This window comes from Sphingomonas sp. SFZ2018-12 (assembly GCF_022496715.1).
GTDB lineage: Bacteria > Pseudomonadota > Alphaproteobacteria > Sphingomonadales > Sphingomonadaceae > Sphingomonas.
Genome location: NZ_WTFM01000001.1, coordinates 1,037,960 through 1,062,139 on the forward strand (window position 1 = coordinate 1,037,960; position 24,180 = coordinate 1,062,139).

A 24,180-nucleotide genomic window follows, 5' to 3' on the forward strand; every position below is an offset into this window, starting at 1 on the left:
TTCGATGGCGATTACTCGTGCTGCAATCCAAGGTGCATTGGAAGCGGAACGAACCTTCGTTCAGAAGGGTGGCAGGGTCGAAGTTGCGTCTGCGGATTGGGACGACGGTTACCTTGTTTTGGGCGTGCGGTCGGTCAAAGGACAGCGCCGAGTTGTCGTCGATGATGCCTTGGAAGGTGTCAGGGCCAAGTGGGGCGACGAGCTTGAAGCTGGAGGCATAATCAAGCTTGTCGATAGCGATAACGACAGGATCGTGATTCAGGTCGCAGCAGGCGGGATACCCGCGATCGGAAGTCAAATCTGGCTATTTCCGGGCGATTTCCTTGGACCGCTGATCGACATGTGGGCCGGTGAAATGGGCGCGCTGGCAGCCAAAAGACTGCGCCAGACGAAAGAAGATACAGCACCGCTCCAGCCAATTCTTCCGCTTGGCGATCGCTTCTCAGACCTCCGTCAAAGGCAAGTGGAAGCCGTCCAGAACTCGGCATATCGGTGCTCAATCACAATCGGTCCGCCGGGAACTGGCAAGACCTATACGATTGGCGCGTTGGGCGCCTACCTGCTCAAGAGATTTCCGAAATCTCGCATTCTCCTGGTGGGGCCAACGAATGTCGCCGTGGACACGGCACTGCTTTCCATAGACGATTGGCTTGGGCGTATAGACAAGCCAGCCATCGCGAAAACTGCCAAACGGGTAGGCGCCTATTTTGACCCACGGAAGTTTGTAAATCGTCCACACCTGCTCGCACCAGGTATTGCCGAAAAGAGTACGGAATTCCTGCTCCTTGAGGCATCCGAACCTCCGAAGAGCAAAGTCGGTGAGCACATCAGATGGAAGGATAAATTGAGCGCACTCCGCAAGGAGCTGGGCGCGGATATCTCGGCCGTCGCGTCCGAAGCCAGACTTGTGGCGACTACCATTTCCTCGGCGATCACTTGGCACGACACCCTACACACCGCAGGACCTTGGCATTTTGTGATCTGCGACGAGGCGAGCCAGGTAATTGGACCGGCCGCCCTCATGGTCCCGGCAATGGGGCAGCAGACCATCTTTGCTGGTGATCCATGTCAGCTGTCGCCGATCGTTCAAAGCGCTGGGGCGGGCGAAAAGGCCCTTCTCGGGAAAACGGCATTCGATCTGTTCGCGCATACGCCAACGACCATGCTGAATGAGCAATCTCGAATGGCAGTTGGAATTTGCCAGGCGGTAAGCACGACATTCTATAGCGGCGAGCTTAAGGTCTGTCGGAAGGCGATGGCTGATCCGGATTGGAAGAAGCAGCGCAGTCCCTTTTTTGTGAATGGGCGCGAGATCCCGAGGGTTTGCTTCGATCAGGTCTCCGAACCAGCAACGTATTCGCAAAGCTACGGTGGCTTTATCCGCTTTCAGTCGGCCAAGCTCATCGAAATCATTATCGATAATCTGGCTGGCTCGTACGTCGATGCGGAGGACATTATGGTTCTGACGCCTTTTCGAGCTCAGCGTACGCTGATCCGCAATTTTCTTAGACGAAGGCATCCCGAAATTTCAGTCAGTACCGTCCACCGAGCGCAAGGAAGCGAGCGGACCCTCGTGATCTTTGATCCGGTCGATGGAACATCAAATTTTTTGCTAGGCCGAGATGGCGAAAGGCTCATCAATGTGGCGGTTTCTCGTGCAAAAGCACACGTAATCGTGCCCTTCGTTCGCGACGATCTCAGCAATCCTGCTTTAGGACTGTTACACAAGATCGCGAGCAAATCCTTCCAGACGGCTGGCAAATTCGCCCGTCCATTTACGTTCTCGTCACTTGCAAATTGACTGTCGATCTTGTTATGTTCTCATCCAAGCTCTTCCAACATTGGAATGCAAGGCCATGGAAAATCGCAACCCTGAAAAGCCGACTCCCGATGGAGTTGATGCTGCATCGCCTTGGTCGGGGCTTGCGGAAGTGAGCGAAGCTATCCGTGACAATCGCCTAATGGAGTATCGGATCAAGAAGTCCTGGGCCGATCCTTGGGCGCGCAGTCTCACGATAGCGGTCCTAGTCGTCATTGCAGCTGGTTTTTCGTACTTGGCTGGCGCGTCTTTCGGACTGTGGTGACCGTTGCAGGTCACCACTCCTTCACATCATCCGCTGCTTCTGCACTGGCACCTTGGGCTCCCTTGGTGATCGCGTCCAGACGTCCCCTAGAGCCGGTAATCTTCTGGCCACCGGCCGCCTGAGCCCTTTGCACCTCGTCATGGAGACCGCCGGCGCCCACCCGTGGTACTGAACCGGAACCTCCGCCGCCGGTTTGTGCTCGGCGGCGCACCGATCCTGCGCCAGAGACTGCCGGACGGGATACGGGCTGTCCGGGGACGAGTACGAGGCGACCGTCGATCCCGTCGCGAAGCTGCTCGGCATAGCTTTCGATGAACTTTGCCTGCAATGCTTGGCCTTCCGGGCTGAGCTGGAAAGTGACATCGTCGAACCGCGCATTGCCATAGAAATCGCGGTTGCTTTCGATCTCGGCGAGACCCCATTCGCGGTAGGCTTGGGACAAATTGAGGCTGCCTGCAGCGCTGTTTCCTTCGAAGAAAGACGCCTGACTCTCGAGACGATTGGCAAGCTCCTCGGCCCGACGAGCCTCGATTGTGAAGCTCTGGGCTTCTGTCAGAGATGCGTTCATGCCGCTCGCGGTGCTCGAGATCGACGAGCTTGATGAGGTACTGACTGAGCGAACGAACCCATCGCGGGTGCTCGACCAATTGCGGCTGTCAGACATCTGGGACAGGCTCCCAAAGATCCGGGAACGGTCTTCGGACGCGATGCCGATGTCGCTGTCTGTCCATGTGCGTGTCCCACCGCCCTTCAGGCCGACGTTGGCCGAAGCTACTCCATTTGAAATGCCCGCTTTGGCGCCCGCCTCGCCACCCAGGAACCAGGCGGTAGAGATGTCATCGGCGGCCCTGCGCGACAGCCCGAACTGCCGCTGCAGATTGGTCGATGCCTGATCGACCTCGCTGAAGGCGGTCTGGATACTGTCGGAGTTCGAGGTGCCGGTTGCGCTCTCAAAGGACGCGCCGCGGCTGAACTGGTTTCTCAGCTCGCGGAACTTCGTGACAGCGCTGGCGGTCGATTCCGTTGCGACATTCGCATAAGTCTCGCTGTTGGCGCGGGCCTGCGATGCCATCGTCGAAAGGCGCGCCGTGAACTCCTGGCCCAGCGTCGGCGTGAAGGGATAGTTGGAAGTCGGGATCTGGTCGTAGCTGCCGTCCGGAAAGGTCGTGGTCATTGCCCCGGTTTCGCTGAAGGTCCGCGTCTGCGGCGCGCCGTAAGTGAAGCTCGGCGCGATCGTGCCTTGTGCGAATTGGCGGGTTAGGACGCTCGAGTTTTCGAAGCTGGTGTTGCCGAGCGAGACGTTGCCGGTACTCGCCTCCCGGGCCGCTTCCTCGGCCGCGTTCTGGCTCGGGTTGAGGTAGCTCGTGGCGTGGTGAGAAATCGCCATGGCGCCCTTGGCCACACCGCCTGCCAGGAACGGCACCGATGCGATGAGATAGCCGGCCAGCAGACCGATATCGCTGTTGACGTCGGCCATTCCGGTAAAGCTCGCCAGGCTGAGGCCGTTGCTGCCCGTGACCGCGCTCATGTCGGCCGCACCCTTGTACATCAGCATCATGTGGAGGATCACGAACAGCGGCCCCCAGGCCGCGAGATAGAAGAAGCCTGTCACGTAGCCCTTGAGTGCGACAGGTCCCGTCTTGGGGAGCAGGAAGAGCGGGAAGAGCACCGGAAATAGCGCATAGAACAGCACGGTCAGCACGACGTTCAGGAGTGGGACCCACTTCATGGCGTTGCTCGCAATCGAGCCATAGGTCCGCTCGGTCTGAATGTCGGCGCGGGTCTGCGCGTAGACGTCGACATTGCCCGCGCCGCTGGTGCCGGACATCGAATGCATGGCTTGGCTCATCGCATTGATAGTCAGCGTCTGCTTGAAGATTTCGGTCGCGTTGGCCGAGACGCCGGTCAGGTACTGATAGGCCACCGGCAGGTCGGCAAAGAGCTTCGCCTTGGCGAGCGCGGCCGTCTGGTTGGGGTAAAGCTGGCGGCCAAACACCGATCCCATCGCATCGACGAGGCCGGCCCACTGCGCATTGAGCGTGTCGTAGGCCTCGCGGCAGGTCACGATGTTCGAGCTCACCTGGCCCGAAGCGGTATCCCGGGTCAGGAACCGCTGCGCGCGCGCCTGGCTTCCCGGCGCGATCGTCGCCCAGATGTCGCCTGTTTCCGCGAGCTCCTTCATCGAGTAGCGGCCGAGCAGCACGTCGTAGAACACGCATTGCCGGAAATGCTCGTCGAGATTGGCAGCAAACTCCGGATCGGAAATCCGCAAGGACCGGGTCGCATCGTAGAGCCGCGCGCCGTAGATCATCCCGTTTTTCGAATAGTTGAGATCCCCAGGCAGGCCGAACACCACTTCTGCCGAGCCCGTCAGATAGTCGCCGACCTGGCTGGTAAAGCTCGCCATCAAGGCCAAGCCCAGCGGCACGTTGCTGACATTGGCCGGGGCAAGGCTCGGATTGAGCCGGTCGGTCACATGGACATCGAGCCGCGGCACCATGAGGCAGGAGTAGATGAGCGTTGCGCCTAGGAACCAGTTTATCCAGGCGCGCCAGTCCTGATTGAACGCGAGGGTGATGGCAGACAGGCCAAGCCCCATTACCATCACCACCTGGAGCAGGCTCTTGTAGCCCCCGTTGCCGGTCCAGGCGGCGACCGCCTGGAAGACGTTGACCAGATAGTCCCCGCCGCCGACCGTGAAAATCTCGACCATGTCTGTTGTCCCGCCTGGATGTGGTTGGTCCGGTCAGTGGGTGAGGGCGCGGTTCTGGACGCCGCGCGACCAGTCCAGCGATGCGGCCATTCCGGGCGACATCGAGGCGGCCAGTACGTTCTCGATGAACGCCGTCTTCTCGATGATCTGCAGCACCGCATTGACCTTGAGGTGCGTGTTGGCCTGCCGGTCAGCGAGCGCCTGACGCACGACACTGACCTGATTCTGCCACATCGCGATCTTGGCTTCGTCGGCCCCGATGAAGCTCGACATCGAGCGGCCCGCCTCGCTCACGATCCGGTCGAGCACGGCAAACAACAGGTCGACACTGGCGATCTCGGCCAGGGTCTCCCGGTCGTCGGTCGGCATGCCCCGGCCATAGGCCGCCTGGACGGTCAGGATCTTGTAGAGCGGGATAGACGCGACTTGCAGCAGTTCCTTTTGCTCTTCGCTGATCGCGGTGTCGTCCCGGATGGCCTGAACCATACCGCCGATGAGCGCAGCCACGCGCGGCCGCAGCGCTTTCGATGCCGGCAGGCTCAGCGACTTGAAGCCCGGGTTGAGGCACTTTTCCGGCTCGTCGCAGTCGAAAATGAGGACATTGCCATTCGCCGTGCCATCCAGCAGCGAAGTCACGAGGGTGGACGAGGCTTCGCCGACGATTGGCACGAACTTGCCCGGCTCATCGTCCTTTGGGGGCACGTAAATTATCGTGCCGAGCAGCGTCATCGCATATTCGGCGAGCTCTTCGTCGAACCGGCCGCCTGGCGAGAAGAACGCCGACTTCTTGAGGATCGTCCAGGTGTAGTTTCGCGGCACCCCGGGATTGACGTCGTCATACTTGCCCGAGCCTTGCGCGGTCGTGCTCGATCGCTGCCCCCGGGTGCCGCACCCATGCTTGGCCGCGGCATAGTCGGTGAAGATCCCTTCGGAGTTGCCGATCGCTTCGCAGATCGCCTTGTCGGCAAGGTCGCCCTTCGGCCAAATCCCGCCCACCAGACCCTGCGCCATTTCGCAGGAGTTGATGTTGAGGTTGTTCATGAGCTGAGCCTTCTGGCTGAACTCCTGCATGATCTTCGAGCACTCCGGGCAGACCGTGTCGATCGCCAGGCTGAAGGCAAAACCGACAGCGTTGTTCGCGACTGCCTTCAGCATCGCGACGATCTCGCTCGCGTTGATGAAGCTGAAGGACCCGGCAAAGATGTCGATGCCGCCGCAACCGGCGCGGGCGCGCGGCAGCTGTAGATTGGCGATGTTGGTGGTCTTCTGCGGGAACCGCGTCCAGACATTGCCGAGGCTGTAATAGCCGGCAGATTGCCCCTGGAACGCGGTCGGTCCGTTGACGTTGGCAGCGCCCCCGACGTCGTTCAGGAACGAGTCCATCGAACTGCCGACGTCGGCCGATGCGCCAGACAGAGGGAGGGCGAAGGGGAGGGCGGCTGCAAGAAGCGCAGCGACGGCTCTTTTCATCCTAGTAGTCACGTCCAGCTTCCTTCGATGTGAGGAGGTAAATCCGGTCCTGAAGCTCGTCGGCGCTCATGACGCCGTAGCCGATCGGAATGGGGCGGCCGGTCCGCGCGTCCCAGAGCACGACCGCTGGCGTGATCTTGGGCTCGAGCCCCATGCGGCTGCGCTGGTTGGTCTCGACCGTGTAGTTCGGGAAATGCCGCGACGGGCCGCCATCGGTCGAAATCGCGCGCACCGCGATATGCCAGGTCGAGGCAACGCTCTGCACGATCGGCGACATGACTTCGCAAGCGCCGCAGCTCTGGGCGAAGAAGTAGAACAGCCCGTAACGCTCGGAAAGCTGGGCCATCGCGGCGTTCCGTTCCGCGCTTCGCGAATCCTGCCACTGGCGCTTGCCAAGCGTCGAGACCGGGCGCTGCAGCGTGTAGTCGAGCTCGGGATCCTGCCAGATCGCCCGCTGCCAGACGTCGCTGAAGAGCGATGCCCGGTCGAGCTGGGCGCGCTGGAAGCGGATATAGGCCGTCACATTTGCTGGCGTCGGCTCGAGGATCGCCTTGGCCTTCAGTTCGCGCAACGTCGCCGTGATCGCGTCAAGTTGGCTGGTCGCGCTGGACGTAGGTGCTGGCGAGGGCGAATTCTGCTCCGGCGTCTTGGGCCGCTCGCAGTAGAACCAGTATCCGAGCCGCCGCTCCTCGCAATAGAAGCTATCCTGGCGCTCGGCCGATTGTGCGCTGGGCGGCGCATCGGTACGGCTTACGACGGGCTGGGCGGTCGCCGGAGAAAACTGGCAAACGGAATTGGCAATCGCGCAGGCGGCGAGCAGCCGCCACGCGGCCTTACTGGCGGGCGCGGGCATAGTAGTCCTCGATCTTCTGTTGGATGTCCTGGGTGGCCTGCAGCTCGTCAGGCAGGCGAGCAGCGTCGGTGAACTCGGCGTAGACCTCGCTGAAGTCCATTTTCGAGAGGTCGAGCCGGGCGAACTCGTCGATGGTGAAGCCCTGGCATTGCTCGGTCTTCGGCTTGCCCCAGGGCTTGTTCAGCTGCTGGCGGCCCTGTTCCTCCAGGATCCGCGAGAGCTTGGATTCAAAGCAGCAGTAGACCTTGCGCTTGGTCAGGCACACGCCAAGGAAGGAGGACGAGCAATAAGTGCCGACGTAGGCGCACAGGCCCTGCGCATCCTTCTGATGCAGCAGCATCTCCTCGCGGCTGCAGCCCAGCGCCACAAGCAGCTGGATGCCCGGGATAAGCGGGAAACCCTTGCCCTTGCAGCAGTTGAGCACGCCGAAGACCTTGGACGAGCAGCTTTCGCGGGTCCCCTTGAACAGAGTGAGGTTGTCCGGATCGAATTCGCGGCGCGCCTGGTTCATCGCGTTCAAGGCGACGGCCGCGTCCTTGAACTCGTCGTTGGCCTCGCGCTGGATGGTCTCGCACGAGCCATCGATACAGTAGACGTCGCCGTCACAGATGAACTGGCCGGTCGTTGCAGGCTGGTCTGGAACCGGGCAATCATAGACCCGCTCCCAAGTGCGGCAGGGCTCGCCCGCGAGGCAGTCTTCGCGCACCAGCTTGCAGCCGGGAGTGGCTTCAAGTGTCTGGCAGTCCTGTGCCTCGGTGAACTGCGCGCAGCTGTAACTGCGGCTCCACGCCCAGCACGGCTGCGTCACGGCGATGCCATCGACGATGCGGGTCACCGGATCGCTGTCCGTGCACGTCTCGGTGTCCTGCTGGCACGAGGTATCAGCCGCAAGACCAGCACACTGGCTTTCATCGCGCGTGGTCGTGACGACGTTCTCGCCTGTCACCGTGTAGGGCGTGCCGCCATCGACCGGCGCCGTGCAACTGACGAGATCGACCCTCAGATCGCCCGAGTTACAGCCCCAGTAGATCCCGAAATAAGGGTCGCACAGATTGATCGGATAGGACTGCGTGACAGTGCATTGCGGCGCTGGGTAGCGGTTGCAATTGTAGACCGAAGCCGGGTCCACACCGCTGCCGCCTACGCAATAGTAGCCGTAGACCTGCGGCTGCTCGACACGTGCGGTCAACGTCACGGGGCAGGTCCGTGTTTCCTGTGTCGCGGTAAAGCCAACATTGCAGGTCGCCATGTAACGCGCCGCGGTTCCGCTGGCAGGCGGCAGGGGCACGCAGCGCCCCTGCGAGCCGCTGATGGCCATTCCGCTCGTATAGGCGAGCGGGTCATCGCTGATCACATTGCTGCGCGCGATCGTTGCATCGAGATCCTGCGGCGCAAACCGGGCGCGCCGGTCCATCGAATCCCGCATGGCCTTGTAGCCAGTGTTGGTCGTCGCCTGGCTCGCCGCTTCGCGGCTCATCCGGTCAGGATCGTCGAAGTAACCCGACTGGCTTGGCGTGCCGCCGAAATTGGGAATGCGGCTTGCATCCGGGTTCGTCGTTGCCGCGCTTTGCGCCGAGGCTGCCTTGTCCCGCCCGAAAGCCTTGCCGTCGGCCTTGGCAGCATCGGTTGTGGTCTGGGCGTAGAGCGGGCCGGCGAGGGCGAGAAGAAGCCCGCCCACGCCAGCCAAAGATAGGACCGATCGTTTCATGGAACCTGCCTTTCAAGACGGGCGAGGTGCTGGGCGGCGAGCAAAGCGCCGGGGCCGCCGCCGCGCGCGAAGGTCTCGAGCGCGTAAGCTGCGCTGACATTGCCGCTCATCCGGTCGTGCGGCGGAACTTGCGTCCGGCAGTCGAACCCGTCGCATAGATCGAAGTCGCTGCTGGTGACGACGTAGGTGGGAACCGCCTCGATCCCGAAGGCGCGGAACAGCCGCGGGTCGATGCCGACGCCGTCCAGCTGCTCGCCAGGCTTGGCAACTTTGGCCAATGCCGTGGTTAGAGCCTTTACGCTGTTGCCGGGCAGCCCGCGCAAGGCAACAACACCGCCAGCCTTGGTCACGTCGTCGATCATCGCACGCAGCGCTGCAGGCGGCATCGATAGCGAAGCAAAAGCGATGAACCTCGGCGCCTCGCCCATGCCTTCGCTGGTCATGGCGCCGGCGTCGGCCACCATTCGGTCAAAATCGAATGTGCTGGCCTCACCAGGCTTCGTGTTTGCGGCGGCCTCACGCGTGTAGCGGCGAGCGTGCGCCTCGGCCTCGTCGGAGCTGGTCCTCGCCTCCCGCGCAAGGGCTTCGGCTCTGGCGCGGGCATTGGCAGACAGCGCGTCGGCATCGGGGGCACCAGCACTGGCCCGCGCCCGGATAGCGGCCAGATCGAGGTCCGGTTCGGCCGTCTGCGCCGAGGCGCCAGCCAAAGCAGCAAGGCTGGAAAGCGATGCGACGACAAGAAGATGAGGAAGTTTGTTCATAGCGCACAGCAATTCCGCTTGCGCCAGACCAGGTAGCCCATGTCCTCGCCAATGGCGGGATAGACCTGGCCTGCCGACATGAAGGTGGTGGAGGCACCAATGGGCGCGCAGGCATAGCGGCCCTTGGTCTGCGGATTGGGATTGGTGGCCTGGAAGCGGTACTGCTGCTTGCGCATCACCGGCATCAGGTACTTGCCGCAAAGCCCTTTGCTGCCCATCGTCCCCCAAGCGACGAGTTCGCGGTGGAGCTTGTAGGAGAAGCGGGCGAGCGCGAGCCGCGATGCCTGCACATGGCCGATCGTTGCCGAGACATTGCCGTTCAGCGGATACATCGTGCCCTGGCAGCCCGCGCACCAGAACAGCTCATCGGTCGGCAGCTTGGCCGTTGCCGCCACGCAGTCCGCTGCACATGCGGCAAGCGCCAAGGGATTGGCGAAGAGGACCGCCTCGGGATTGATGATCGCGGTTAGCTCGCTGTCCTGCCACAGCGGATCAATCTCGGTGATGTAGAGGATGTCGATCGAGCCGGACTCGAGGCACAGGAAATCGGCGACGATCTCCATCCAGTATATCAGGGGATAGGCATACCAGTGGACATGCCACTGCGAGTTGTACTGCGTGGCGCCGCCGACGGCCGATGGCCCCGCCATCGACTTGAAGCCGATGTCGAAGCCCGGATCGAGCTTCATCCCGCCGAGATTGACGAAGCACCATGGCTTCATGCTGACGTCGGCAAGCCGGACCGGCTCCCAGAACCCCATGGCGATGCCGGGCCGCAAACCGCAGAGGCAAACGGGGAGAGCCGGGTTGCTGGGATCGGGACGACTCGACGGCCAGATCTTCAGGCCACCGATCGAGATCGGAAACAGGCACGACCAGCAGATGTCCGTGATCGGATTGACGAACTTGCCAGTGCAGCGCCCGGGGCCGGCCGCAGCCTGGGCAGGAGCACTGGACACGACGCTCAGGCTGGTGAGCAGAAGTGCTCCGCAAAGCCATGACAGAAGGCGTTTTTTCTTGCTCATGACGGCGCACGCTCCTTTAGAGGCACGGGCTGTTCGGTGATGATGAGCGCGCGGCCCTGCTGCTCGACGGTTGCGGGCACCGCGCGAATGCCAAAGTGTTTCACCAGCGTGCCGCCCTGATCGAAGTAGAAGCGCCGCTGACGGGCCTTCATGAGTTCGAGCGGCGCACCGGCTACGAGGATGAGCTTCGCCTTGGTGCTGGCAAAGCGGCGGGTGGCCCAGGCGAGCTGCGCCGGGTCGTCCCCGTCGAGAAAGACGAGGGGTGCGCGCAGCGGCACGGTATCCAAAGGATTGACCCGCGTGCCTGCGGCAATGATGAGCCGGCCCTTGTCGTCGGCAACATCGCGCGGGACGGTGATCGTCGGATCGAAGCGCCAGCTGCGCAGCGCAGAGGCGAGGGTGACGCCAGCGACAGGCTCTGGCCGGTTGACCCGGGCGATTGTCCGTCGCTTCAGCTCTTCGTTGAGACGGGCCGTTTCGCCGGTCTTCTCAAGCTGGGTGAGCCTGGCATGAATCTGCTGAAGCAGGTCCGGTTCAATGACCGGCCATACCGCGCCGTGCTGGCCGTAATCGCGAGCCATTGCCTGTGGTGCGATGGCCAGCGCCAGCGCAGTGGCGCAAACCGGCAAAGTGCGGAGCCTCACAGGATTGGCCTCCCGACCCCGAGTATGCGCGGCCCACAGATCCAACCGATCGCGGCATAGCGGCTGTCAAAGCCATCCTTGTGTTCGCTGGTGACGAAATAGCAGCCCAGCGGCACGCGCCCCGTAGGTCCAAGCGCCAGCGGTTCGCCGAGGCGGCTCTCAAGCTTGGCCTTGGCCACGGCCTCACCGTTGACGAAGTAGATGCGGTTTTGCTCGGTGATGATGTCGCCCGGAACACCGCTCACACGCTTGCCGAACGGCTTGGGCTTCGCCCCGAAATGCTTGACCAACAAAGGCGAGGTGGGTGGGTCGAACAGGATGATGTCCCCGCGATGCACGGGTGCCCCCCGCGTGACCCAGATGGCCCAGTAGGGCAGGCTGGGGCTCACATTGATCATGAGCGCATGGCCCTGCGCGAAGGCGGCAAGCGAGGAGAGCGCCAGTGCCCCGGCGCCGAGCCCGCCCCAAAGCACGAGCCGGCGCGCCGAAGCTGAGCGGATCAAGAGATCAGCGGGCTGCATTGGGAAGGGCTCCCATGCGGCGCACGACGTCGGCACGCACAGACCCGGTCAGGTCCGGCGTGCTCCCGGCGACCACTGCTTCGGCAACCAGAACTGTCCGGCCTTCGCGTCCGAGCTTCTGTACCGAGGCTTCCACGGCCTTGAGGTAGGCCTGGACGCGCAGTCTGGTTTCTTCAGGCGGCCGACCGGCACGCGCTTCGGCTTCGATGAGGTCGCCCATGATCCGGCTCAGCTGGACCGTGACGACCTCGCGTTTTTCCAGGGTGAGCAGCTTGTCCGTCGCCCAGACACCCCACAGAACCTGACCGACCATGCCAGCGCCGACCACGACAGCGGTGAGATTGATCGCTGAAAGCCGCCCCCGCAGGCTTGATGTTGCCAGAATGTTCTTCACAGCTTTTCTCCCGAAAGTTCGCGGTCGAGGTCGCGGATGAAGCGCGGCATGCGCCACACGACGACTAGCGTCGCGAGACTGATCAGAACGAGCTTGCACTGGCCGAGGAATGTCACGCGCCGTGCGAGGTCGGCCGCCAGAAAGCGGTCACCGAGATTGGCGACATGGGCGAAGAAGGCATCGGGATTGCCGCCCGACAACAGCAGGAAGAACAGCAGCGGCAGGCCCAGCGCCATCAGGTAGGATGAGCCGAGAAACAGGCAGCCGCGAAGCAGAATGTAGCAGCCATCGGCCATGCGCGAGCGCAAGGTCTGGACTGGCTGGCTGACGGGCTGTTCGTCTTCGGACGGGTCGGTCCGGTCGAACGGGGTGACTTGGGTAAGAGGCATGGAATTAGGGATCCTTTGGTGATGGGGTGTCAGCGGTTGGGATGAGCGATGCGCTCGATCGCATCGGCGAGCTGGTGCCCGCGCGCGATCTCGGCATCGATGGCGGCGAAGGTTTGGGGCGAACTCGAGAAGAGCGTTGCCGAATAGTCATCGAGCACGAGCCGCCCGATCGCCTCGGTCTCCGGCCCCTTGATGAACACCTCGGAATAGTCGCTCCCGGAGCGCTTGAGACTGCGGATCAGCGTCTCGGTGCGATCGTCCATATCGAGGCGCTTGCTCGCCTTGAAATCGGCGATCGTCTCCGGCTTCTGCTGGAGGATCAGCATCCAGTCGCTGTTCTCAAGCGCCGCCGTTGCCCCGTCGGACTTGTAGTAGTCGTTGAGCGACTGGGTAGCGGTCGCCAGCGCGCCGCCATACTTGCGGCAGGTGCGGGCGTAGGTTTCGACGAATTCACCCATCGAGCCGCCCTTGAGCATCGACCAGGCTTCATCGATCAGCAGAAGCTTGCGCAGTGACCTTGGGCTTCGCGTCATGGCTTGACTGGTCATGAACATGATGGCTGAGAGCACGACGCTGCGCAGATCCTCCCGGCTCGCGAGGTCAGACATCTCGAAGACCGTGAAGTCCGCATCGAGGTCGAGGCTTGCCTGGCCTTCGAAGAAGGCGCCGTAGGTTCCGCCCGCCATGTAGGGGGCGAGCGCGGTTGCGATGTCGGAAGCAGTGTCATGGCCGAGACTGGCAAGCATCTCGCCGACGGTCGTGACTGTGGCAGCCGCACCGTGCTCCGCCCAGACGAGGTTGACCGCCCGGTCGATCAATCCGCGCTCGGTATCCGTCAGCTTCGCGCTGTGGCGAGCCATCTGCCCGACGATGGCCTTGATCATCCCGAAGCAGTCGAGGCGGTAGTCCTCGTCTTCGGCGGCGCGGGTCGCATCGATCATCGAGAACGGGTTGAGGCAGAAGCCCGCTGCAATTGTGAACTCGACAAAGCGCCCGCCCTGCAGCTTGACCGAGTGCTCGAAGCTGCGGCCATCGTCGATCACGACAACCTGGGCGCCGGCGCCGCGCAGCGCGGCGCACATCTCCTGGAGCAGTACCGACTTGCCCGATCCCGACTTGCCGCAGATCGCGACATTGTGGTTGCCGGCCTCGTTCTCGAACGGGGACCAGAAGAAGGGCTGGCCGCGCCGCCCGACGAACAGCAGGTGGGGGTGGGCGCTGCCGAGATACTCGCCCTGCATGGGCGCGATATTGGCAGCGGTCGTCGATAGCACGGTCTTGAACCGCTTCAGCCGCTCCATATCGGCGCCGAGCCCGTCAGCCAGGGTGAGCGGCATCGCAGCGAGCAACCCCTGGATCTGGAGGTAGCGCTCGTCGGTAAGGTCCCAGCCCGCCGCCTTGTAGATCGATTTGATCGCGCGTTCGTGGCGGTCGCCCTGGCCCAGCGGCGAATAGGTCGTGACACCGTAGAAGACCCGCACGAGACGGCGGCCTTCCTGGAGCTCGGCTTGAACATGCTGCCACTCGGCGGCCTGTTCGCCGATCCGAGGCAGGAACCGCGCGCTGCGGGTCCCGGCGAGGCTGGTCGTCCGCATGAACTTGAATCCGGCCTTCGCCGAAGCCGCCTCCTGGTCCGGATAGACGAGACACAGCATGGTGGCAGCGGGGCAGGGGAAGCGCAGCTTGTCGGTGAACAGGTCGCCGATCAGCCGCGCGCATTCCCACGGAGCCCAGCGCGATGGCATGTTGCGTACGGCAAAATGCCGGACATCGAAGGCATCGGGATAGACGGTCCCGATCTCGGGCACGCCGTCATTGACCTTGCCAGTGGGGCGGAAACGCTCGGTCACGAGCCGCATGCGGTCTTCAGCCACCACCAGTTCGATGTCGTGGCGGATTGCCTGGGATGCGATTGGATCATTCGGGTTGTAGGGCACCGCATCGTCCTGCGGAGCGGTGGTGGGCGAAGTCAGATCATCGATTACAGCGATGAGCGCTTCCGGCCCGACTTCGACCACGCCGAGATTGAGCGACTTGAGCATCGCCATCAGGCCCTCGCGGGTCTGCTTGAGATCCTCGTTGCTGACCGACTTGGAGGTCGGCACCCCGACCGAGACGATCACCTGGTGATGCCGCGCATGGAAGGGCGCATCCGGCGAGCCAGACTCCCAGACGAGCGAATAGAGCCGCCGCGCCCGGTGCCGGGCAATCGCCTCGTAAACCCCGCCCTGAATGTACCGTGGGGCGAACCACGGGGCGATGATCCTGCTGATGCGCGGGCTTGCAAGGTGGAGCACCTGCAGGCAGGCGCCCGCTGGCAGGCCTTCCGAGAAGAACTGACCTAGGATTTCCCCGGTGCGCTCGTCGGCTCCGATCAGCGGCGTAACCGAAAGGACAAAGCCCTTCGAGCGTGCGTTGAAGTAAAGGCGGGTTGCCGGATCGTAGACCCGGTAGGGGAGCCAGTCGGAGAGCATGTCGACCATGAGCTGCGGGCGGGCTTTGTCGGCGTGCTCGGCATCACCCAGCAATCCGCTGAGCAGCCGATCGACGACGGTCTTGAGTTGTTCGGCCATCACTTGGGCTCCTTGGGCTGCGAGGTGCTGACGATCGGCTGTTCGCCGTTTCTGACTGCCGGGCGGATTGCGGCCTTTGCGGCTTCAATCGCCGCTGCGCTCGGGAACACCGGAGTGCTCTGCCCCGCCTCAGGCCGAGGGGCTCGATCACGCGGGGGAGGCAACGTGTCGAACCCCTCGACCGCCGGTGCCTTGGCACCGGCAACGGCCTCGCGCGCCGTGGAGGGGAGGACCAGCGGCGAGGCATCTGAAGTTTCGTTGAAGGGACTGGTGGCATCGGCGTCCGAGATGCCGCCAGCCTGACCCGCGTCGTCGCGTGCAGACGAGAAGGGCGACGCCTCGTCAGCTACGCTCAAGTTTCCCTCCGCGCCGTCCGGTGCTGGGGCTATCTGAGCGGCTTTCAGCTGCCGACGGACCTGGCGCATCAGGGATCCGCCCTGGCCCTCGCCCGCCTTGCGGCGCAGCTCGGTGGCCCAGCGTGGATTTTCGACGACGGTCCAGGCGACCGCTTCGTCATGCAGCGTTCCAGCTTCATCGACATGAGCGGGGAAGACGACGCGCAAGGTGCGTTCCGCTGTGCGGCTGGTGTCGGCATCCACGACGCCTGACCTCTGCCGCGCGTCAGCATGGAGCAGTGTGCCGTTCGACAGATTGTCCGTCGCCTTGGCATCGATAACGTGAGCCGGTGCGCAGTCGCCGTTCGGCGCGCGGCAGGTGAAATCGCCCTCGACGTTTGTGCCGAACGTGGCGCAGCCACTGGCAAGGCCGGCCAGACAGGCGCAGGCAAGGAGACGTGTCGGAAAAAGCATGGGTCTATCCTTTGGGAGCAGGGGTGGGGGCCAGGGAGGGGCCAGCGCGCAGGAAGTCCCGGAGCACAGCGGCAGGCCGGAAGCCTTCGAGAACGGCGCCATCGGCGGGGCGCACGATCACAGGGGTGCCGCCAAAGCCGTGGGCTCGCGCGAAGGCCTCGTTGGCATCGAGACCGCTCGTGTCGCAGGGTTTGGGATTGGCGAGCGCGAGACCCGAATAGGCCATATGCAGCGCCAGCTCAGGCCGCGGCGAGCACAGCACCCGTTCGGCATCGCGCCGGCTTTCCGCCCCGAAGATCGAGATCGGCCGCTCTTCAACCCGCGCTCCGATCGCCTTCAATTCGGCCTCGAGCTTCTTGCAATAGCCGCAGTGGAAGTCCGAAAAGACGACGACACGCGGACCGTTGGCAGGACCCCAGGTGATCGCGCCTTTGGCGGGAAGATTGCCGAGCGGGACATGGCGCGGCGGGGTGTTCCGGGCTGACGCTGCGGCTGCGCTCGGGCTGCCTTCCGCTTGCGTTTCAGGATTGCTGCGCCGCGCTGCCCCCGCTGCCAACAAGTCCGGATTGAGGGCAAGCAAGCGGGCAGCCGTCAGATCCTGACGGGCTTCCATGTCGTAGACCCGGCCGATCACCAGATATTTTGCGGCCCGATCGACGTAGAAGAGCGTCGATTTGGACGCGACCTCACACAGGCCGCCAAGGCCCTTGCAGTTGATTGCGTCGATCGGCGTCTTGGGCAGACGCAGCTTGAGCGCCTCTCGAACCTTTGCCGTGTCCGGAGCGGCAGCGGGGGCAGCAAGGCTTGCCACACCCCACCCCGTCGCAGCCGACACGGCGATGATGGCCGCCAGTCCGGCGCTGGCACGCAACCAGCGGCGCCGACGATTGTCCTGCTCGAGGAGAGTATTTTCAATCATTGGGAGTTCCTCACGTAGACGCCGTCGAGGAACACGATCTCGACATCGATGCCGGTCGGCATCTCGACGACGGGTTGGTACTGTTCGGCGCGCTCGATCAGGTATTTGCTGACCGTGTCGGCCGCATCGGCGGCACCCTGGCCAAGCCCGCCGCCGAGAATGTCGCCGGCCGATAGCTTGGAGCGACTGCCGTCGGGGTTGGTCGTGACGCCGGAAAAGACGCTGTTGGCATTGGCCGAGAAGCCGCGCCCAAAGCCGCCGACGATCCCGGCCAGCAGGGCCTGGCTGACGAGGCTGCCTTCGCGGCTTACGACACGGCCGCGGACCCCGGACTTGCCAGCGAAGCTGATGAAGCCTTTGACCTCGCTCACTGCGACCCTGCCGCCAGGCTGATCGCAGGTCATGCGGGCGAGCTTCACATAGACCTTCTCACTGCTGAGATCCCCGCGTGCCGCGCCGTTGACGACGCAGCCCTGAATTCGGGTGGTCAGCACCCTTCCGTTCTGCATCACCGAACGAGCAGGGCCGGTAATCCGAAGCACCACAGGCAGCGGATCGGTCTGGCTGGCGACACCTGCCGAGGCATCGACGCCGACGATTACGCGTGCCGGAGCGTAGGAGTTGGGCGGCAGATAATCGGGCGAATCCTCGACGACGACCGGTGGCGCATCGGGCCGGCCCACGCGGAGGCCATTGGTCGCTGCCTTGTCGGAGCTGAAGCTCATCAACTTCACCTCGCCAGGCGACGAGATCATGCCGCCCTGCGGATCACCCCCTGTGGGCGCAGCTCCTGACTGGGACGAACGGGCTCGCGCGTCGTAGCCGCCTGCCTGCGGCCCATAAGCCGGTGGCAGAACAGCCGGTGCCGGTGATGCAGGCTGCGCAGCAAGCCGGGTCTTGAGCTCGGCGTTCTCTGCCGAGATGGCATCGATCGCGGCCTGTCCATCGACCCGCATGGCCTGGTTTTCGGCCTTGAGAGCGGCGAGCTGCGCCTCGATCTCCGTCCGCGGGACGCTCCCATCCTTCAGCGCCTTCTGCTCGCGGGTGACCGCATCGAGCCTGTTGCCGTAGGTCGCGACGAACTCGCGCTGCGACAGGTCGCGGTTGACCAGGCCTGCCGTGTCGATCGTCTGCGCCGCATTGGGATCGCCGGTCTTGTCTTTGTCGTCGCCGCCAAGGATGAACCAGCTTCCGCCGATGAGGGCGAGTGCTCCCAGCGACCCCAGCAGCAGCTTCTGACGGCGCGCGGTGCGGGCGTTGAGCCCGGAAAGTTCGGACGATGCCGCGCTCTCGGCCTGCAAAGGGGCAGTGCTTGGCGTATGGGTTGCATCAGTCATTGCCGGTCTCCCCGCTTGCGCCGACAACAAAGGCCGTCGTGCTGGCCCCGGGCTCAAGCTTCGGATCGGCGATCGAGACGGCGAGCGTGTCGCGCGGTGCGAGATCGCGTTCGGCGAGCGTCACGGGTTTCGCTCCGCGATTGTGAATGCGGACGACCTTCCCAGTGAGGCTGGCGCCGCGATAATCAGCGATGAGCTGGACTTCGAGATCGCCGACCCGTGCGGGTATGGCAGTCGATTGGCGGACCTCGAAACCGTCGACCGTCCGGTCATTGGCCATCGCCTGGATGAGCCTGACGGCGCTGGTCTCGATCGGGGTCTGGCTTTCCCAATCCGCCGCCCGGTTCTTCGCGATGGCGGGGTTGGTGATGAAGACCTGGGTCGCCGGAATTTGCTCAACCCGGCACGCGACCTTGTAGACGAAGCCCTTCTTCGTGGTGGTGAAAAAGCTGATCGACCGTGCCGCGTAAGTTTCCGGCACCGACACATAGATGTCGCCGCGCACCGGCTCGTTGGTCACTGCAAAGTCGTTGTAGGGTGTGCCGGTCGAGATCTTCGAGACGCTGGCGAACTGGTCGTCGACCAATGCGAAGCGGGTCAGCTCTCGCGCTGAAACGCTGCATTCGATCGCCGCGCCATCGGCGCCCTGTTTGAACTGGTCGGCCGCATGGGCGGGGGTAGTTGCTACGGCGAGCAGCGCGGCCGCGCTCAGAAGTAGACCCCGTGTATGGGTCCCTTTTCGGTAAGCCATCACTGGGCCTCCTTCGATTTGTCCTGTGGGGGGAGCTGGGCAAACCCGGAGAGCGCCAGGCGCAGGCCGCGGTAAGTCCAGCTGAAACGGAAGCGGCGTTCGTCACTCGCAATCACCTGCGCGCCGACGAAGGTCTTGAGCGTGCCCGTCACATCCGAGGTGAGGCCTTTCGGGTCGACAGTCATCGACCGGATCACGAATGCCTGGGTGACATCCGAGCCCCGCTGCTCTTCGACGATCCGGACGAGCTCGGCCTTGAGGCGGCCATAGCTTGCGGGATCTGCCAGCTTCAGGATCTCATTCATCCAGTAATCGAGGCCTTCCGGACTGCGATTGAGAAGAACAAGGGCCGCATCGCGGGTGACGAGCTCGAGATAATCGGCCTCGACCCCGGCACTGCTCACGGTGAGCGCTTTGGGAACAGTCGGAACCAGCACCACTTCGCGGTCGCGGGTGGCGGCAAGGCTCCCGGCGACGACCAGTGCAAGGCCAAGGCCGGCACTGGTGAGCGCAAAGAGGTTCCGCTGGCGCAGCAGCGATTGCTGCCGTTCGTGGGATATGTCGGAATACATGGAAGTGCCCCTCAACCGGCGAGTAGTCGGCAGTGAGAAGGCGGCGTTGCCTTGAGGCCCAGAAATCCTGCAGGCAGATACCAGTATGCGGCGTGGGCTACCCAGGAGCTGGCGCGTCCTGCTTTTGCCTTTCGCAATGCGAACCAGGCGCCGAAGGCGACTATGATGCCGATAAAGATATGCTGGGTGAGGATCCCCCAGGTGAAGGGGGCCAGCATTCCCGCGAACTCGTCGATGGTCCAGAAGCCGATAAGCTCCGGGTCATCGAGCCGCCGAGGAATGATGTAAGGGTCTGCCATGGCGACGCCGCCTTCCCTTGCCGCGCTCAGATGACCGCGGTCACAACCGAGGTGACGATCGGAACACCCGTGCCGACACCGATGCCGACACCCACCGGAACGGCGACCTGGCCGAGCGAAAAACGCCCGGATGCCAGACCGATCAGGCCGCCAGCGAGGCTGAGAACCGTGATGATCTTGCCGCCCGAGCCTTCCAGAAAGTCGGTGAACTTCGTGAGGGCAGGGGTGAAGGTCGTGTCAGCGCCGGCATAGGCGGCGCTCGCCGCAAGCGCCGCGATTGCGACCGGGATGGCAATGTTGAGGGTCTTGCCGAGACCCTTGACGCTGGCGCGCCGGGGGAGGGTGAGAGACTGCATGTGAAGCTCCGGTTGGAGGGGTGGTCACAGCGTTCTTGCGTTCGCTGTGTGTTCCACATGCATCTAGGAAATGTTCGTAGGAAAGTGTTCAGCGGCAATACCGTCTGGAGGTGGAAGGATGCGGACGCATCTTTTCCAGCTCAACGCATAAAATCGACGATAAGGACGTAAATTCAGTCTTTTTGTGTCGGTTAACGCCGTCACGGCAGCCGGGATTTGGCGACGACTCGGATAGAGGAACTGATTCGCCTCTAAACGAGATGTTCCATGTATGTTCTTTTCATTTTCCTACATGGGATGCTTCGCGATATGCCTGCGAATCGCATCAGTGCAGATGCAAGGAGACAGCCATGCACCATCCAACCACCGTTGCCAGACCGGCTAATCAAAGTCTGGCTCGCGTGCTCGCCCATGCGATCGATGCCGGCGGCAAACCCCGCCACAGGATTGCCAGTGAATGTGGGATGCACCGCGAGACCCTGCTTCGCGTAGCGCGTGGCGAGCGGCCTATCGGGCTCGACGAAGCGGCACTAGTGCTCGCCGCCTGTGGAGCGCACCCCCGCGCGACCATTATCCTTGCTCTTGCCGGGCAAGAAGAGCTCGCTTGCGAGTGGATGCATGGCGAGATGGGCGAATTTCTCGAAGAGTTCTTCACCAGCCTCCCAGTCCATCTTCAGCGGACCCTGGGGCGACGGATTGAGGATCTGCGGCCTCGGTGGGCCAACGGCACCTCACAGCTCGTGGCACGAATGCTTGCCAAGCACATCGATGATTTCGTGGGCCGAGACATCACGATGTCACTGTCGCGGTAGCCTGAGAGTTCGGAGGGGACCGAACCCAAGCAAATGAGATCAACAATGCCGCATGCAACACCAGATGAAATGCACATGCCTCAACCGCCCGAAGCAGCGCCGCCGGCGAGGCTTTTGCGCCTGCCGGAAGTGATCGCCCGCGTCGGACTGCGCCGCTCCGCCATCTATCAGCGTATGAGCGAGGGGCGGTTCCCGAGATCGCGATCGCTGGGGCCGAAATGCGCAGTTTGGGTTGAAGCCGAGATCGATGAATGGATCCGCGCCGTCTCCCAAATTCCAAGCTGATGTCGCTGTGATCTATTCGGTTAGGATTTCCAGCGCTAAGCTGTGCCAATGGTTTACCGTTACCCCCTTGGCAATTCTCTCCATCCCGAAGCCTTGAAAGAGAAGCAGCGCTCGCTGCGCGAAGGCTTTCAGACCCCCTTGGCACTGCGCGTTCATCGCGCGCTATCCTGGCTTCGGCGTGCGGAAGCTGAGGATCAGGACCATGACGTCCGCTTCATTCTTCTCTGGATCGGGTTCAACGCGGCCTATGCCGGTGATGTTGAGGCTTCAGCCAGTAGCTCTGCACCGGAAGGCGAACGCGGACTGTTCCAGGCATTCTTCTCGACCTTGGTAAAGTTCGACGCGCGCCACCGGGTCTACGATGCTGTTTGGCAGCGGTTCAGTCAGGAAATACGGCTGTTGCTGGACAATCACTATGTCTATCACCCGTTCTGGCAGCACCAGAATGGGGCCGCTGGCCACGCGGATTGGGAGCAGAAGCTTGAACGCAGCCGAACCGCGATCAAGCATGCCTTGCGCGATCATGACACCGCGCGGATCCTCTCGATCTTGTTCGATCGGCTCTATGTCCTGAGGAACCAATTGGTACATGGCGGCGCAACCTGGAACAGCGATGTCAATCGCGATCAAGTGAGGGATGGTGCCTCAATTCTGGGTTGCCTGCTGCCAATCTTCATCGATCTGATGATGGATAACCCGGAACACAGGTGGCCGATGCCGAACTATCCTGTGGTCGACTGACGCAGGTCGCTTCTCTCGGTTTCATGCTGCTTCGTCCAACCGCTCTGCTCGTCGGGGTGGCGCAGTGTCCGAGTGGATGTGAAACCCCATCGTGCCCCTTGCGCGGTCGCCGCGTGCTTCAATCTCGTCACGCAACCAGCGCACCAGGACAGCAGGATCTCGTTCCGCCAGCAGATTTGCGCGGTGCGCAACGACAGCAAAGTCGCCGGGGGTTTGGCCATGGTGGATGGGCCACTCCAAAGGCCAGTCGATTCCGAATCTGGCTTTGAAAAGCTGGCTGGCCTGAGCGGGTGTCATGGCATTGAACGTCGAACGGATCGTGAAGCGGCGCTGTGTCGCCGGATCAAGGTTATCGGCCAGATTGGTCGTCGCGACGAAGGGAGTGCGGAGGTGTTCGAGCTGCACCAGCATCTCGTTGACCTGGCTGACCTCCCAGCTCCTCTGACCCGCCTCGCGGCGATACAGGAAGCTGTCGACCTCGTCGATCAACAGCAGTGCGCCGCGCTCTGCCGCCCTGGCAAAGGCTTCGGCGATGTTCTGTTCGGTCTCACCTACATAGGGGCTCATGAGGTCCGAGCAGCGCCGCTCTTCGATCTCCAATCCCATGACCTGGGCGAGATGCCTTGCAAAAGCGGATTTGCCAGTACCTGAAGGCCCAGACAGAAGCAGGCTCCAACCGCGGTCTGGGGTGGCGGCAAGGCGCTCAGCAAGGCGAGACAAATCCGTGTCCGCACGCGACAGATTGGGGTCGTAGACTGAGCAGCCGGACGCTTCCGGCGTGCAGGACTGTCCCAGAACGCGCATGACGCTATGGATCGCAGTCTTCGCGACATCTGCCCCGCCATTGGCAAGATGGGCAGCCTTCATACCTGCAGCCACCACGGCAGGGGGCGCCTTCAGGCAAGCAATATCACGCAGTTCAGCATCGCTGAGGTCAACCGATGCGGCTTCAGCGGACCTTTGGGCTACTCGCTCTCGCACGGCCAGACGCGGGCGATCGAAGCCGATCGCAAGGGTCATGCGTCGCAGGACGGCGGGGTCCAATCGCGAACGCTGGTTGACGATCCAGATCGTGGGAACCTGCGGTGCTTCGACGAGACGGTTAATCCATTGCTTGGAACTGCCTTTGCGCTCGCTCATCATCAGGACATCGTCGGCTTCATCGACGACGATGACCCTGTCGCGGTGATGACGGCACATCGCCCGCAAGATCATCAGATGATCGAGGCGCTCAGAGCGATCGGGCTCGTTGCCGAAATCGTCGCTCAAACCGGCAAAGATCGCGCCGCTTCCGGCCTCTGTGGCAAGGGTGCGCGCAAACTCGGTTTTGCCGGTGCCCGGCTCCCCGAACAGCAAGATGCTGACAGGCTCTTTGCTCGTGAGGACTTTGAGAGCGATACTCCGCAATGGATCGAGGTGCTCGAAGTCATGCCAGAGCAATCCCCCTCGCTCCGGTTCGGGCATGAGCCAGCGTAGCATCTCGGTCCGGCTTTCCGCGTGGACCCGAATGAGGCGCCTGAGCAGGGGGCTCAGGCTGTATTCTCCGTCGCGGTCGTCATGCAGCAGGCGCGAGGAAAACAGCTGTGCACCGGGCATCAGTTTTCGGTCGACGGTGTTGCCGGCGAGACCGGAGAGTTGGGCGACAGCACTCGGGGTGAGGTTGCTGCATGAGATGGGTGCCCGGCGCACGAGCTCTCGCCAGCAGTCAAATTTTCCCCAGCGGGCAAAGATGCTGAGGATGGTGACCTCAGCGGAATCGAGGCCGAACAGCTCGCCGACCCATGCAAACACGCTGTCCAACTGGGTTGGCACGGCGCGCTTCGCTGCCAATTGCCGAGCGACAGCCCGCATTTCCGCCACTGAAGGCTTTTCCCGATTGGTGAGCTTGTTTAACGCAGCAACAGGCACCTCGCGGTCAATCAAGTCGATCAGATCCTCGCCGCACCGCTTGACCTGATTGACACTCAACGCCTGCAAAACGCGCGCAGCAGCGTGAGCGAAATGCGTTGCTTCACCCTGCTCGCTCTGGCTGAATTCCGCCTGTGCTGCCCTTTGACGTGCCATCTTGCGCGCAATCTCCCTGAGTTCTGGTTCCATGTGGAGATTTCAAACACAGAGGTGCGACAAATATGGTCGTATAACTTGGGGGTTGTGCGTGATGCGA

The 24,180-nt window shown here is 62.8% G+C and carries 23 protein-coding genes; 4 read left to right on the forward strand and 19 right to left on the reverse strand.

What is annotated here, in order from left to right; genetic code table 11:
* The first annotated feature begins 4 nt into the window (after positions 1-4).
* Entirely contained in the window at positions 5-1,801 is a 1,797-nt protein-coding gene (locus tag GO308_RS04780) for an AAA domain-containing protein (RefSeq protein ID WP_240884146.1), read from the forward strand.
* 293 nt (positions 1,802-2,094) lie between these two features.
* Here GO308_RS04780 and GO308_RS04785 read toward each other — a convergent pair whose 3' ends face one another.
* Genes GO308_RS04785 through GO308_RS04870 form a run of 18 tightly spaced genes read right to left on the reverse strand, consistent with a single transcriptional unit; the run spans position 2,095 to position 20,178 of the window.
* Positions 2,095-4,797: a conjugal transfer protein TraG N-terminal domain-containing protein gene (locus GO308_RS04785; protein WP_240884147.1), complete on the reverse strand. Its 2,703-nt coding sequence runs from the start codon at positions 4,795-4,797 to the stop codon at positions 2,095-2,097.
* 33 nt (positions 4,798-4,830) lie between these two features.
* Positions 4,831-6,267, reverse strand: a complete 1,437-nt coding sequence (locus GO308_RS04790; RefSeq protein ID WP_240884149.1) for a conjugal transfer protein TraH — start codon at positions 6,265-6,267, stop codon at positions 4,831-4,833.
* A gap of 1 nt (position 6,268) precedes the next feature.
* Positions 6,269-7,120, reverse strand: a complete 852-nt coding sequence (locus GO308_RS04795) for a conjugal transfer protein TraF (RefSeq protein WP_240884152.1) — start codon at positions 7,118-7,120, stop codon at positions 6,269-6,271.
* Positions 7,101-8,828 (reverse strand): conjugal transfer protein TraN, encoded by a 1,728-nt coding sequence (locus GO308_RS04800; RefSeq protein ID WP_240884153.1) that lies wholly within the window; start codon positions 8,826-8,828, stop codon positions 7,101-7,103. The genes GO308_RS04795 and GO308_RS04800 overlap by 20 nt, the downstream gene beginning before the upstream one ends.
* The gene (gene trbC, locus GO308_RS04805; RefSeq protein ID WP_240884161.1) at positions 8,825-9,589 is read right to left on the reverse strand and encodes a type-F conjugative transfer system pilin assembly protein TrbC; all 765 of its coding nucleotides are present in this window, start codon (positions 9,587-9,589) and stop codon (positions 8,825-8,827) included. The genes GO308_RS04800 and trbC overlap by 4 nt, the downstream gene beginning before the upstream one ends.
* Entirely contained in the window at positions 9,586-10,614 is a 1,029-nt protein-coding gene (traU, locus tag GO308_RS04810) for a conjugal transfer pilus assembly protein TraU (RefSeq protein WP_144901124.1), read from the reverse strand. Before traU ends, trbC begins: the two co-directional genes overlap by 4 nt.
* Positions 10,611-11,258: a type-F conjugative transfer system protein TraW gene (traW, locus tag GO308_RS04815; RefSeq protein ID WP_346768996.1), complete on the reverse strand. Its 648-nt coding sequence runs from the start codon at positions 11,256-11,258 to the stop codon at positions 10,611-10,613. The genes traU and traW overlap by 4 nt, the downstream gene beginning before the upstream one ends.
* Positions 11,255-11,779, reverse strand: coding sequence for a S26 family signal peptidase (locus GO308_RS04820; RefSeq protein WP_240884163.1), 525 nt, complete (start codon positions 11,777-11,779; stop codon positions 11,255-11,257). Before GO308_RS04820 ends, traW begins: the two co-directional genes overlap by 4 nt.
* The gene (locus GO308_RS04825; protein WP_240884165.1) at positions 11,766-12,173 is read right to left on the reverse strand and encodes a type-F conjugative transfer system protein TrbI; all 408 of its coding nucleotides are present in this window, start codon (positions 12,171-12,173) and stop codon (positions 11,766-11,768) included. The genes GO308_RS04820 and GO308_RS04825 overlap by 14 nt, the downstream gene beginning before the upstream one ends.
* On the reverse strand, positions 12,170-12,562 hold the full coding sequence (locus GO308_RS04830) for a hypothetical protein (protein WP_240884168.1): 393 nt from the start codon (positions 12,560-12,562) through the stop codon (positions 12,170-12,172). Before GO308_RS04830 ends, GO308_RS04825 begins: the two co-directional genes overlap by 4 nt.
* A gap of 29 nt (positions 12,563-12,591) precedes the next feature.
* Positions 12,592-15,135 carry a type IV secretion system protein TraC gene (gene traC / locus GO308_RS04835; protein ID WP_240884176.1) on the reverse strand — a complete coding sequence of 848 codons (2,544 nt, stop codon included), beginning with the start codon at positions 15,133-15,135 and terminating at the stop codon, positions 12,592-12,594.
* A complete protein-coding gene (locus GO308_RS04840) occupies positions 15,135-15,944 on the reverse strand; it encodes a conjugal transfer protein TraV (protein WP_240884178.1) in 810 nt (269 codons plus the stop codon). The genes traC and GO308_RS04840 overlap by 1 nt, the downstream gene beginning before the upstream one ends.
* Positions 15,945-15,948: 4 nt before the next feature.
* Positions 15,949-16,863 (reverse strand): DsbC family protein, encoded by a 915-nt coding sequence (locus GO308_RS04845; protein WP_240884184.1) that lies wholly within the window; start codon positions 16,861-16,863, stop codon positions 15,949-15,951.
* A complete protein-coding gene (locus GO308_RS04850) occupies positions 16,860-18,200 on the reverse strand; it encodes a TraB/VirB10 family protein (RefSeq protein WP_240884186.1) in 1,341 nt (446 codons plus the stop codon). The genes GO308_RS04845 and GO308_RS04850 overlap by 4 nt, the downstream gene beginning before the upstream one ends.
* On the reverse strand, positions 18,193-18,951 hold the full coding sequence (locus GO308_RS04855) for a type-F conjugative transfer system secretin TraK (RefSeq protein ID WP_240884188.1): 759 nt from the start codon (positions 18,949-18,951) through the stop codon (positions 18,193-18,195). The genes GO308_RS04850 and GO308_RS04855 overlap by 8 nt, the downstream gene beginning before the upstream one ends.
* Entirely contained in the window at positions 18,951-19,523 is a 573-nt protein-coding gene (locus GO308_RS04860) for a type IV conjugative transfer system protein TraE (protein WP_067402164.1), read from the reverse strand. The genes GO308_RS04855 and GO308_RS04860 overlap by 1 nt, the downstream gene beginning before the upstream one ends.
* A gap of 11 nt (positions 19,524-19,534) precedes the next feature.
* Positions 19,535-19,822: a type IV conjugative transfer system protein TraL gene (gene traL / locus GO308_RS04865; RefSeq protein WP_020819170.1), complete on the reverse strand. Its 288-nt coding sequence runs from the start codon at positions 19,820-19,822 to the stop codon at positions 19,535-19,537.
* A gap of 26 nt (positions 19,823-19,848) precedes the next feature.
* Positions 19,849-20,178, reverse strand: coding sequence for a hypothetical protein (locus GO308_RS04870; RefSeq protein WP_011445803.1), 330 nt, complete (start codon positions 20,176-20,178; stop codon positions 19,849-19,851).
* Between the two features lie 350 nt (positions 20,179-20,528).
* Between GO308_RS04870 and GO308_RS04875 the strand changes: the two genes are divergently transcribed.
* The 3 genes from GO308_RS04875 to GO308_RS04885 are packed head-to-tail and all read left to right on the forward strand — an operon-like array spanning position 20,529 to position 22,016.
* The gene (locus tag GO308_RS04875; protein ID WP_030089677.1) at positions 20,529-20,990 is read left to right on the forward strand and encodes a hypothetical protein; all 462 of its coding nucleotides are present in this window, start codon (positions 20,529-20,531) and stop codon (positions 20,988-20,990) included.
* 45 nt (positions 20,991-21,035) lie between these two features.
* Positions 21,036-21,275, forward strand: coding sequence for an AlpA family phage regulatory protein (locus tag GO308_RS04880; protein WP_237229944.1), 240 nt, complete (start codon positions 21,036-21,038; stop codon positions 21,273-21,275).
* Positions 21,276-21,323: 48 nt separating this feature from the next.
* On the forward strand, positions 21,324-22,016 hold the full coding sequence (locus GO308_RS04885; protein ID WP_240884190.1) for a HEPN domain-containing protein: 693 nt from the start codon (positions 21,324-21,326) through the stop codon (positions 22,014-22,016).
* A gap of 21 nt (positions 22,017-22,037) precedes the next feature.
* Here the strand turns inward: GO308_RS04885 and GO308_RS04890 are convergent, their stop codons facing one another.
* Entirely contained in the window at positions 22,038-24,113 is a 2,076-nt protein-coding gene (locus GO308_RS04890) for an AAA family ATPase (protein WP_240884192.1), read from the reverse strand.
* Between the last annotated feature and the right edge of the window lie 67 nt (positions 24,114-24,180).